This window comes from Altererythrobacter xiamenensis (assembly GCF_900177715.1).
In the GTDB taxonomy this organism is placed as follows: Bacteria; Pseudomonadota; Alphaproteobacteria; order Sphingomonadales; family Sphingomonadaceae; genus Erythrobacter; species Erythrobacter xiamenensis.
Genome location: NZ_FXWG01000003.1, coordinates 631,202 through 642,309, shown reverse-complemented (window position 1 = coordinate 642,309; position 11,108 = coordinate 631,202). Strand labels below are relative to the sequence as shown.

Below are 11,108 nucleotides of genomic sequence, written 5' to 3'. Positions count from 1 at the left end.
GTCAGCTATTCTTCCGCCTCGCCTTCGCCTTCCGAAGAGCCACCACCGGCATCTTCCTTTATCACGAAGATCGGGCGCTTGTGTTCGATCGTCGGCGCCTCAAAGCCCATGAAGCTGAGCACAGAGGGGATGTCGTACCTGATCGTGAACGCGAACTCTTTTGCGCCGTCAATGCGCTGTGTATCGGGCTCGGTTACCTCGACCTCAAGGCTCTCACCGTCGAGTAGATAGGGCGCGGAAACCGATGTCGCGAGCGCTGTCTGCTTGATCTGGTTGGCGGATAGCTTGTTGTTGGTGAGGTACTCTATCATCACGTCGCGCGACACGTCCGATGCGACATTGCGGATCGCATTGTAGGACTGCATCCCCATGCCGACCTGCACCACGCCGAGAAGCATAGCGAGAAATACCGGCCCGATCAGGGCGAACTCCACGATCACGGCACCGTCATTGTCACGACGAAGTCGGAGCAATCTCTCGGCGGCCCGCATCATGACACCTGCACCGTGCGCTCGACATCGTATTCGACCGGCTCGCCGATCCCGAACTCCACCCATTGCGGCGTGTATGTGTCCTTCACGCGAATACGGATGAAGGTGCTGATTTCCTCGGTCGAGTAGCCGCCCTCGTCGATATCGTCACCATCGGTCGCGTCGTCGCCAAGACAGATAAGCCGCGAGTTTGTATAGTTTTCCTCGACACCGCAGCGATAGGCGAACTCGAGCGTCACCTTGTTGTCCGCAAGGCCTGTAGATGCCTCGATCACATCTTCGACTACTGCGCGTTCCTCGTCGGTTTCGGGCGGACTTGCCTGCACGATGCTGGAAGCCTCTGCAGCAGCGCTCTGCAATTCACCGTGTCGCGCGATCATCTGACTGGCTTCGAACCCGCCTATACTCAAGGTCACGAGGACGGGCGCGAGAAACGCCGTTTCGATAGCCATGGTGCCACGCGTATCGCGTCCGAAGTTTCTGAGCCGCTGCATCATGCGACCAACCTCACCAGCGATTTCGTCGTCAGAACGGTTTCGTCGATCACCTCATCGGGCGGACAGAAGCTCGTCATATCCGCAGTTCCACCTATGTCGATGGTGCTGGCGGCAAGCATGAAGCACTGGCTGGTCACGCTGGCCGTGCCGTTGAACCTCACATGGCTCTTCGGCAGGTAAACGATTCCATTCAGGACGGTCGAGGCATTGCCGTTGATGACGTGATCCTTGCTTGCTTCGTCGCCGTTCGGATCTTCGAATATCAGCATACCTGCCAGTTTTTCGGCATCTTCGGCAGAAACGCCGGCCGCTATCAACTCACCGATGGTCATCGCGGTAAGGTTTACCGAGGATCCGCCGTTGATCTTGATGTTGGCGCCGTCTTTCAGAACGAACATCACGCCGTTTCCGGTCAGGTCGTCCTGAGCATTGATGTCGAGCGATCCGCCTTCGATCACATAGATACCGCCGGCAAGAATCGTGTCGCACTGGATCGTGAGATCGGAATAGGTGCCGGGTTGGAGACTGGCGAACTTGCTGCCCCTGTTGTTCTGGCATTTGTATTCGCGCGGCGTCGGATTGTCTGGCGGGGTCAAGTCGTCATAGGGATCTTCGAGCCCCTCAACATATTCGAGGAGCTGGTTGTCGCCGAGGCTGGTCAGCGCATCGTCGATCCCGCCTGCCGACATGATGTAACCGGCGTCGACTTGAGGGTTCCCGTCAACGATAATTGCCTGATCGGAATTGGAAAGTGCAGCCATGCCGCAACCTGCTGTTAGCGTCGCGTTGCCACGGATCGTGATAGCGCCGTCATCATCGTCATCGGTTGCAATCACGCAGCTTGTGTAGCTGGCGCCCTGCTGAAAGCGGGCCTGGCTGAATACGCTGACGGTCGTGCCTTTGCCGGTCAGGAAGCTGCTGAAGGGAAGAGTGGCGGTAGCCGAGGCGCGGACGATCACGCTGTTATCGGTGCCGCCATTGTAGCTCGCCAGAGAAATGTCCGGCTCCGACGCAATATCCGCAGTGATCGCGAGATTGGCTTCGAACTCCTGCTCGGCACGCGTCGCGTAATCCTGCTGTGTGATCTCCTTGGACTGCGCATAAGCCCCCGCAATTGCGGCCTGGTCGGTCGCAAACTGCAATTCCTGCTTCCAGGTGTACCATTGCGCGGTGTCGACGGCATATCCTGTTCCGCCGATCAGTGCCGGCATACCCAAAGCCACGATCAGCGCGGCGTTGCCGGACTTGTCACTGCGTAAATTGCGCAGGAAACTACGAAATCCCATCGGTTGCCTCGTCCATATTACCTGCGATCTCTCTATCGCGAGACTCAATAGGTCTAGTTGCAGATGACGGTTAACTTTCGTCTAATATACTGGATTTTACGTAGCTGGGCGGGGGGCTTAGGGGCTTCGAACCTGGTTGACAGCCGAGCTTGGGGATGGTCCGTGCGGCGCCATGGATTTACCAGAAATCGAAGGTGAACCGCTCGCCGCCGAGCATCGCATTGCGATCGGTTACATGGCCCGCAACCTGCGCGCGCCAATGTCGGTTTACTTTGCGCTCGATCAGCGGCTCGGCAGGATCGTCGCAAAGACTACCGAACCCATGCTCGGGCAGATGCGGCTCGCCTGGTGGCGCGACATGTTTGCCAACCCTGTCGCTATGCGTCCCACAGGTGATGCCGTGCTCGATGCAATCGGCAACCATTGGGAAGGGCAGGAGGAGGCGCTTTCGGCTCTCGTCGATGGCTGGGAGCATATGCTGGTAGAGCCGCCCCTCAGCGAAAGCTCGCTGCTGAATTTCGCCAACGGGCGGATAGCTCCAATGTTGACCCTGGTTGCTCCTCTGAACGAGGCGTCCCCCACGGATGCGGGAGCGGCGTTGCGCCGCTGGGCGTTGGCGGATGCAGCTGCCAATACAGCGCAGGGCGATGAAAGGCTTTTAATGCTGCGTCTGGCAAGTTCCCAAGGTAGCTCTCCTAAACGCTTTGCTCGCGGTTTTCGCGGGTTTGCCGTGCTTGATGCGCTGGCCCGTCGCTCTGTGGAACGCGGCGGTCGCCCGCTGATGGAGGGGCGGACTGCGGCGCTCATCGCCTTGCGAGCAGGGGTGACTGGCAACTAGGCGACGACAATCTCAGGGGGGCAATATTGGGGCGAGTGATACTCGGATTGTTCCTCGGCCTTATCGTTTCAAGTGTCGGGCTCTACTGGTGGGAAAGTCGCGCGCAGGTCGAGGAAAAAGCGCCGCCGCCGCCCGAGGTGGAGGACGCTGCGCCCGACCCGGAAGAACTGCCGGTGACCGATCCCACCGACATGACCGGCCCGGAACCGCCCGAAGCGAGTGAGCTGACCCGCGAACAGCGCCGCTTCTTCCGCTATGATCGCAATCGCGATCTCACCATCACCCGCAACGAAATGCTTTCGACCCGCAGCGACGGTTTCCGCAGGCTCGACGTCGACGGCAACAACCTGCTGACCTTCGAGGAATGGGCGGTAACCACGGCAGATCGCTTCGAAGGAGCCGATGCAGACGGCAATGGCAAGCTCACGCAGCGCGAGTTCGCGACCACGGCGCCCAAACGCTCAAAGCCCAAGAAGCCAAGTTGCCGCTGTTAGGCGGGTAGCGGCTCGCTCGCCGCAATCCACTCGACAAGGTCGCGCTTGGCCCGGTCGGTATAGGCCTCCTTGCGCTGTTTCTTCTTCACTTCGTGCAGTGGCGGAAAGAGTCCGAAATTGACGTTCATGGGCTGGAATGTGGCTGCTTCTGCGTCCCCGGTAATGTGGCTGAGCAGCGCCCCCATCGCGGTTGAGCGCGGCAGGGCGGGCCAGTCGCGCCCGGCCAATTCGCTCGCTGCCATCATACCCGCCATCAGGCCCACAGCGGCGCTCTCGACATAACCCTCGCACCCCGTCACCTGCCCGGCAAAGCGGATATGCGGCGCGTTGCGCAACCGAAGCTGGCGGTCGAGTACCAGCGGAGAGTTCAGGAACGTGTTGCGATGCAGGCCGCCCAGACGCGCGAACTCGGCATTCTCCAGCCCGGGAATGGTTCGAAACAGCTCGATCTGGGCGCCATACTTAAGCTTGGTCTGAAAACCGACCATGTTCCAAAGTGTACCAAGCTTGTTGTCTTGCCTCAGCTGGACGACGGCGTAGGGCCAGCGACCCTGCGGATGTTCCTCGCTCGTGTCATAAGGGTTATCGAGCCCGACACCCTTCATTGGTCCGTAGCGCAGGGTTTCGACACCGCGTTCGGCCATGACCTCGATCGGCATGCACCCGTCGAAATAGGGCGTGTCCTTCTCCCACTCGCGAAACTCGGTCTTCTCGCCGTCGATCAGCCCCTGATGGAAAGCGAGATATTGCTCCTTCGTCATCGGGCAATTGATGTAATCACCGTCTTCGTTCGAGGCCTCGGTGCGCTTGTTCCAGCGCGACTGGATCCAGCACTTCGACATGTCGATGCTTTCGCGGTGCACGATGGGCGCAATCGCGTCGAAGAAGGCGAGGCGCTCCTGCCCAGTCGCCGTGACGATGCTTTCGGCAAGCGACTGTGCGGTTAACGGCCCCGTCGCGACAATCGTCATGCCGGCTTCGGGCAGCTGGTCGACCCGTTCGCGGACGATCGTGACGTTTGGATGCTCACTGAGCGTCTTTTCGACTTCGGCAGAGAAGACATCGCGATCGACCGCCATTGCGCTACCCGCTGGCACACGAGCCACTTCCCCGGCCCGCATCACCAGACTGTCGAACTGGCGCATTTCGTGATGGAGCAGGCCGACGGCGTTCTTCGTGTCATCGTCCGACCGAAAACTGTTCGAGCAGACGAGTTCGGCCAGTCCATCCGTCTGGTGCGCCGGGGTCATTTCCCCCGAACCGCGCATTTCGGACAGGCGGACTGTATAGCCGCGCCGGGCCAATTGCCATGCGGCTTCGCTGCCGGCGAGCCCGCCGCCGATAATGTGTACATCATGCGTCATGCGCCGCACCTAGTGCTTGCCCCCCATGGTCTTCAAGTCCAATAGTCGCCGCAATCAAACGGGAGGGCAAATGCCGAAACGTGCTCTGGTCGATCATAGACCATGGTTGCTTGTCAGCCTGGCTGCCGCGATCGCCTTCTATTTCCTGCGCGACAATCCCATCGGCGGGATCTGGTTGATGCTGCTGAAGGGCACCGGTGTGGCGCTGCTCGGCATCTATGCCGTGCGGCGAGGCGTGGGCGAGGGCGCTACGCTGATCGCTCTTGTCATGTTCTTCTCGGCGCTGGGCGACATGGGTATCGAGCTGTCGTTCGAGCTCGGTGGCGGGCTGTTCTTCCTGTCGCATCTGGTCGCGATGACGCTCTATCTGCGCAATCGCCGCGAACACACCAGCGCCAGTCAGAAGGCACTCGCGGTCGTCCTGCTACTGGGGACGCCGCTGATCAGCTATATGCTGAGCGGGAGCTGGGCGGTTGCGCTTTACGGTTTGGCCTTGGGCGGAATGGCATCAACCGCCTGGATGAGCCACTTCCCTCGCTACCGTGTGGGGTTGGGCGCGGTGCTTTTTGTCGTGTCGGACTGGCTGATTTTCTCGCGAGAAAGCCTGCTGGCAGATAGTCCGATCCCTGATCTGGCGATCTGGCCGCTCTATTACATCGGGCAGTTCATGATCGCGACCGGCGTCGTGCAGACGCTCAGGCACGAACTTGCCGAAGAGGACGACTAGGCGGCTGCAGCAATAGTGGTGCGGTGCAGTTCGCGCCGGTGGCCCTCGTAGCCGCCGGTCGCCTTGTGCAGCACGCTGCGATTGTCCCAGATGACCAGCATGTCCGGCTCCCAGCGGTGGCGATAGACGAACTCGTCTCGCACCTGCCACTGCGCGAGTTCGGATAGCAGCGCGATGGCCTCTGGCTGCTCCATCCCCTCGATCCCGATGATGTAACCGAGCGTCGAGAAGATTGCCTCTTCTCCCGTTTCGGGATGTGGCTGGATCAACGGGTGCAACTGCGTCGCATTGGCGCTTTCATCGGGCCGGATCGCCATGGATCGCCCCTCGTCCTTCTCGCCATAAGTGCCGTCGGGCGCATAGGCGAGCCTGGCGCTATGGATCGCGATGAGACTGCGTAGCGCGTCCTTGCGATCATCGGGGAGGGCGGCAAAGGCCGCGATCTGATTCGCGAACAGCGTATCGCCACCGCTCGGCGGAATGTCGATGGCGAGCAGGCAGGTTCCGGCCGGCGGCCTATCGAGGAAACTCCAGTCGCTGTGCCAGTTCTCGGCGAACAGCGGCGCGGTTTCGCCAGCCTCGCGTAGTATTGCGGCGATGTGCTCGCGCCCTGCGATCGGCGCGAAGAAGGGGTCTTCGCCAAAGCCGCCCATCGCCAGAGTAAAGCGTTCGAGCGCATCGTCATCCATGCGCTGTCCGGCGAAGGCGAGCACGCGATGTTCGAGCCAGGCAGTGCGAATCTTGCCTATCAGTTCAGGCGACAGATCACCCGCGAGATCGACCCCGTCGACGCGCGCGCCGCAGCTCGATCCCGATGGTGTGATCTTCATGCCTAGCCTCCTGGCTCGTCTTCGATGTTCTTGTCTGAATGGGCAGTGGTGTCGGGCGAAGTTTCATCGCCGCCACCGCGCCGCTCGACCATTTCTTCGACGACAGCTTCCTCGGCTTCGTTCTCGGGTTCTTCGGTTTCGTCGATCAGAGCCGCGCCGACGATCTGCTCGTTCTTCGCGACGTTAAAAATCCGAACACCCGAAGAGCCACGTCCGGAAATCGAGAAGCCAACATGGTTCTCGAATCCGCCCTCGACCTCGTGACGGAATGCGATCGGCAGACGGATGAGCTTGGCCTGGTCGGTAACGAGCATCAGCTGCGAACCGTGCTTGACCGGGAAGCTCGCCACGACCGAACCATTGCGATCCTTGTCGGAGGGTTCGCCGATATTTGTAAGTCCCTGACCGCCGCGCCCGATCGTGCGATATTCGTAAGCAGACGAAATCTTGCCGTATCCGCGCGACGTCAGCGTGAGGATAAACTCCTCATCCTCGGCCATCTGGGCAACCTTTTCCGCGTCAAGCGTCGGTTCCGCATCGTTGTTCTTCCAGGCAGCAGCGCGCAAGTAGGCGTCGCGCACCTCGGTATCGCGCTCGCCCGCATCGAGCACCGCCATCGAAACGACCTTCTGCCCATCCTTCAGCTTCATGCCGCGAACACCGATGCCGGTACGGCTCTTGGTTTCACGGGCATCGGTGGCCGAGAAGCGGATCGCCTTGCCCGAATCCGAGGCAAGGAAGATTTCCTGATCCTCAGTCAGAAGTTCGACGCCGATCAGCCGGTCTCCGCTGCCTTCGACGAAGCCCATCGCGTATTTGCCATTCGAGGGGACGTTGGTGAAAGCGTCCATCGAATTGCGGCGCACCATGCCCTGCTCGGTAGCGAAGACGATGTTGAGCGCTTCCCACTCGCTTTCGTCTTCGGGCAGCGAAAGGACATTCGTGACGCGCTCGTCATCGCCGAGCGGCAGCAGGTTCACCATCGGCCGGCCCTTGGTTTGTGGGCCACCCTCGGGCAGTTTCCAAACCTTGAGGCGATAGACGCGTCCGGTATTGGTGAAGAACAGGACCGGATTGTGGGTCGAGGTGACGAACATTTCGACCACGGCGTCTTCGTCCTTGGTCGCCATGCCGCTGCGACCCTTGCCGCCACGTGCCTGCGCCCGGAATGTCCCCAGCGGAGTTCGCTTGATGTAACCGCTATGCGTGACGGTCACGACCATGTCATCGCGTTCGATGAGATCTTCGTCTTCGAGCCCGTCCCACGCAGGAGCGATCTCGGACACGCGCGGCGTGGCATAGGTCGAGCGGATCTCTTCCAGTTCCTCGCGCATGACGCGGTACAGCTTCACGCGGTCGGCGAGGATCGAGAGATATTCCTCAATCGCCAGCGCCAGTTCCTTGAGCTCGTCCCCGATCTCGTCACGGCCGAGCGCCGTCAGACGGTGGAGGCGAAGTTCGAGGATCGCCTTCACCTGCCGTTCGCTCAGCTGGTAGGTGCCACCTGCTTCGTCGGCTGTCGGCTCGATCGCTTCAACGAGGCGGATATACTGCGCGATATCGCCGATAGGCCATTCGCGGGCCAGCAGGCGTTCGCGGGCCTGGGCCGGGTTGGCCGCCCCGCGAATGATCGCCACCACCTCATCGAGGTTTGAGACCGCCACCACGAGGCCGAGCAAGATATGTGCACGGTCGCGCGCCTTGTTGAGCTCGAACTTGGTGCGCCGGGTGATGACTTCCTCGCGGAAGCCGATGAAGCTCTGCACGATATCGCGTAGCGTGAGGACCTCCGGTCGTCCGCCGCGGATCGCCAGCATGTTCGCCGGGAAGCTCGACTGCGCAGGCGTGTAGCGCCAGATCTGGTTGAGCACGACTTCGGGCGAAGCATCACGCTTGAGATCGACCACAACGCGGACGCCTTCGCGGGAGCTTTCGTCGCGGATGTCCGAAATGCCTTCGATCCGCTTTTCCTTGGCGGCTTCGGCGATTTTCTCGACGAGGCCGGACTTGCCGACCTGATAGGGAATCGAGCTGAGCACGATCGACTGGCGATCGCCTTTCCTGGTCTCGATTTCATGGCGTGCGCGCATGAGAATCGAGCCGCGACCAGTCGTATAGGCCGCCCTCGCTCCCGATTGGCCGAGGATGAGCGGTGCGGTCGGGAAGTCAGGTCCGGGTATGTACTCGATCAGCTCTTCCGAAGAAATCGCCGGATTTTCGATAAAGGCAAGACAGCCATCAATCACCTCGCCGAGGTTGTGTGGCGGAACATTGGTCGCCATGCCGACCGCAATCCCGCCAGCACCATTGACGAGCAGGTTGGGGAAGCGCGCTGGCAATACCTGCGGTTCGCGGCGCGAGCCGTCATAATTGTCGGCGAAATCGACCGTATCCTTGTCGAGATCGTCGAGCAGGCTGTTGGCGACGCGGGCGAGCCGCGCCTCGGTATACCGCATGCTGGCAGGCGGATCGGGGTCCATCGAACCGAAGTTCCCCTGACCATCGACCAATGGTACGCGCATCGACCAGGGCTGAGTCATGCGGGCCAGCGCATCGTAAATCGCGGCATCGCCATGCGGGTGATAGTTACCCATCACGTCGCCGACGATTTTCGCGCTCTTGCGATAGGGCCGGCCGGCGACGAAGCCGCCTTCCTGACTGGCGAACAGAATACGGCGGTGAACCGGTTTCAAGCCGTCGCGCACATCCGGCAGAGCACGACTTACGATCACGCTCATCGCGTAATCGAGATAGCTTGTCTTCATTTCATCGACGATGTCGATGCGTTCGTAGTCACCCATTGGAGAAGGCGGGGTAAGTGTATCGTTTTCGTCGCTCAAAACGGGACCGATCTAATATTTTGCCATGGTTGTAAAAACGTGTCGCCAATGTAGGGATTGCGCGCCGCTTTCACCACCGACGGAGGGAACAAAAGCCCCCTAAAAGCGTCGTTTTCCACATATAGAAGGCCGGTTTTGCGCGATTGGACCTGACCGCGTCTGAATGCCGCATTCAATGCCCATTCAGCCGCGTATCGCTAGGAAGAATTGCAAATTGCTGGCAGGCGGTCCATTGGCCCCGACACAGTTTTGCGCGCCCGGAGAGGGGCGCCATTTTCAGTTCCAGGAGACCCATTGATGACTATTTTCAATCGCAATCTGCGCACGCGTTCGAAGCGCACCTCGCATTTCGCCCTTGCTATCGCTCTTGCGACCGGCACGGCTGTTGCGGCGGTGGGCGTAGCCGAACCTGCCTATGCTCAGAAGAAAAAGAAGCAGGCACAGGCAGAGTACTCGAAGGAGTATGTCGCGGCGTTCCAGCCCGTCCAGGAAGCCATGAGCGCTGAAGGCGATCTCGCCGCGCTCAAGCCGCAGATCGAAGGCCTGATTGCGATGGCATCGACCCCTGACGAAAAGCTCACTGCCGGGCAGGTTGCAGTCAATGCAGGCAGCAAGCTGAATGACGCCGATCTGCAGCTCGCAGGTCTTGCCAGCATGCTCGAAAGCGGAAAGACGGCTGCTGAAGATGTCGGCAAGTACAACTTCTTCGCCTACCAGCTCGCCAATCAGAAGTCGCAGTTCGATCGCGCGCGTACCTATCTTCAGGGTGCGATCGACGCCAACTACACCTTCACCGGCCAGCTGTCGGATGGTTCGACGAAGAACTTTACGACCGATGACCTGCGCCTGATGATGTTCGAAAGCTATATCAGCGAGAACCAGATCCAGCCCGGTTTCGACTATCTCAACGGCGTAATTGCAGAACGTCAGGCTGCGGGTCAGCAGGTCAGCGATACCTGGATCCGTCGCGGTCTGTCGGTTGCGATCAACAATTCGCTCAATAGCGAAATGGATCGTTATGCAACGCTTTACGTGACCGAGTACCCGGGTGAAGCATCCTGGCGTGACGCGGTGGCGACCATCTACAACCGTGGCGGCCTCCAGCCCGATGCCGTGCTCGACCTGCTGCGTCTGGCACGCCGGACCGATGCGCTTCAGAATGCGCTGATGTATGGCGAGTATATCGATAGCGCGGATCCGCGTAAGCTTCCGCAGGAAGTCGTGACCCTGATCGATGAAGCCTATGCCAGTGGCATGGTTGATCGGTCGGATGGTTACATGAAGGATGCCCGCGAACTGGCCGCAGGCCGTGTCCAGATGGACAAGAACGACCTGCCGTCGCTCGAGCGTGACGCACGTGCCGGCTCTGCGAGCCTTCGTACCGTCGTGGCAGCGGCTGACACCTTCCTCAGCTACGGTCAGTACGCCAAGGCTGAAGAGTTCTATCAGAAGGCTCTCGGCATGCCTGGTGCAGATACCCCGATGGTGCTGACTCGCCTCGGCATCGCGCAAACCGAACTTGGCAAGCACGATGAAGCGCAGGAAACCTTCACCAAGGTGCAGGGCGCCCGCCAGGCGGTCGCACGTCTCTGGGCCGCATATGCAAGTGAGCAGGCTCCGGCGACGACGGCAGCCGTCACGGGCGGCTAACGACTTCTCAATCTATAAGAAAGCGGCGCGGCTCCTGATGGAACCGCGCCGTTTTTCTTTGCGCGTTTTGTTTTGCGCCTCGTATTTTGCG

10 protein-coding genes are annotated in these 11,108 nt (G+C 60.3%); 4 read left to right on the top strand and 6 right to left on the bottom strand.

Features of this window, described 5'->3' with window-relative positions:
• Nucleotides 1-5: 5 nt before the first annotated feature.
• Genes CCE89_RS13705 through CCE89_RS13695 form a run of 3 tightly spaced genes read right to left on the bottom strand, consistent with a single transcriptional unit; the run spans nt 6 to nt 2,274 of the window.
• A complete protein-coding gene (locus CCE89_RS13705; RefSeq protein ID WP_159456660.1) occupies nt 6-494 on the bottom strand; it encodes a TadE/TadG family type IV pilus assembly protein in 489 nt (162 codons plus the stop codon).
• The gene (locus tag CCE89_RS13700; protein WP_086438604.1) at nt 491-988 is read right to left on the bottom strand and encodes a TadE/TadG family type IV pilus assembly protein; all 498 of its coding nucleotides are present in this window, start codon (nt 986-988) and stop codon (nt 491-493) included. The genes CCE89_RS13705 and CCE89_RS13700 overlap by 4 nt, the downstream gene beginning before the upstream one ends.
• On the bottom strand, nt 985-2,274 hold the full coding sequence (locus tag CCE89_RS13695; protein WP_086438603.1) for a TadE/TadG family type IV pilus assembly protein: 1,290 nt from the start codon (nt 2,272-2,274) through the stop codon (nt 985-987). Before CCE89_RS13695 ends, CCE89_RS13700 begins: the two co-directional genes overlap by 4 nt.
• A gap of 172 nt (nt 2,275-2,446) precedes the next feature.
• Here CCE89_RS13695 and CCE89_RS13690 point away from each other — a divergent pair, with 172 nt between their 5' ends.
• A complete protein-coding gene (locus CCE89_RS13690; protein ID WP_086438602.1) occupies nt 2,447-3,112 on the top strand; it encodes a hypothetical protein in 666 nt (221 codons plus the stop codon).
• Between the two features lie 26 nt (nt 3,113-3,138).
• A complete protein-coding gene (locus CCE89_RS13685; RefSeq protein WP_086438601.1) occupies nt 3,139-3,606 on the top strand; it encodes an EF-hand domain-containing protein in 468 nt (155 codons plus the stop codon).
• Here the strand turns inward: CCE89_RS13685 and trmFO are convergent.
• A complete protein-coding gene (trmFO, locus tag CCE89_RS13680; protein WP_086438600.1) occupies nt 3,603-4,970 on the bottom strand; it encodes a methylenetetrahydrofolate--tRNA-(uracil(54)-C(5))-methyltransferase (FADH(2)-oxidizing) TrmFO in 1,368 nt (455 codons plus the stop codon). The genes CCE89_RS13685 and trmFO overlap by 4 nt on opposite strands.
• Before the next feature lie 70 nt (nt 4,971-5,040).
• Between trmFO and CCE89_RS13675 the strand changes: the two genes are divergently transcribed.
• Nucleotides 5,041-5,697 (top strand): lysoplasmalogenase, encoded by a 657-nt coding sequence (locus CCE89_RS13675; RefSeq protein ID WP_086438599.1) that lies wholly within the window; start codon nt 5,041-5,043, stop codon nt 5,695-5,697.
• On the opposite strand, the gene CCE89_RS13670 is transcribed toward CCE89_RS13675, so the two are convergent.
• Nucleotides 5,694-6,527, bottom strand: coding sequence for a TauD/TfdA dioxygenase family protein (locus CCE89_RS13670; RefSeq protein WP_086438598.1), 834 nt, complete (start codon nt 6,525-6,527; stop codon nt 5,694-5,696). The genes CCE89_RS13675 and CCE89_RS13670 overlap by 4 nt on opposite strands.
• A 2-nt stretch (nt 6,528-6,529) precedes the next feature.
• Entirely contained in the window at nt 6,530-9,367 is a 2,838-nt protein-coding gene (gene gyrA / locus CCE89_RS13665) for a DNA gyrase subunit A (protein ID WP_086438597.1), read from the bottom strand.
• A 297-nt stretch (nt 9,368-9,664) separates the two neighbouring features.
• Between gyrA and CCE89_RS13660 the strand changes: the two genes are divergently transcribed.
• On the top strand, nt 9,665-11,017 hold the full coding sequence (locus tag CCE89_RS13660; RefSeq protein ID WP_086438596.1) for a hypothetical protein: 1,353 nt from the start codon (nt 9,665-9,667) through the stop codon (nt 11,015-11,017).
• Nucleotides 11,018-11,108: the final 91 nt, after the last annotated feature.

What these genes read in the sequence shown, in the direction of transcription:
- CCE89_RS13705 (WP_159456660.1), bottom strand. Translation starts at nt 494, where the DNA reads ATGATGCGGGCCGCCGAGAGATTGCTCCGACTTCGTCGTGACAATGAC.
- CCE89_RS13700 (WP_086438604.1), bottom strand. Translation starts at nt 988, where the DNA reads ATGATGCAGCGGCTCAGAAACTTCGGACGCGATACGCGTGGCACCATG.
- CCE89_RS13695 (WP_086438603.1), bottom strand. Translation starts at nt 2,274, where the DNA reads ATGGGATTTCGTAGTTTCCTGCGCAATTTACGCAGTGACAAGTCCGGC.
- CCE89_RS13675 (WP_086438599.1), top strand. Translation starts at nt 5,041, where the DNA reads ATGCCGAAACGTGCTCTGGTCGATCATAGACCATGGTTGCTTGTCAGC.
- CCE89_RS13660 (WP_086438596.1), top strand. Translation starts at nt 9,665, where the DNA reads ATGACTATTTTCAATCGCAATCTGCGCACGCGTTCGAAGCGCACCTCG.
- CCE89_RS13670 (WP_086438598.1), bottom strand. Translation starts at nt 6,527, where the DNA reads ATGAAGATCACACCATCGGGATCGAGCTGCGGCGCGCGCGTCGACGGG.
- trmFO (WP_086438600.1), bottom strand. Translation starts at nt 4,970, where the DNA reads ATGACGCATGATGTACACATTATCGGCGGCGGGCTCGCCGGCAGCGAA.
- CCE89_RS13690 (WP_086438602.1), top strand. Translation starts at nt 2,447, where the DNA reads ATGGATTTACCAGAAATCGAAGGTGAACCGCTCGCCGCCGAGCATCGC.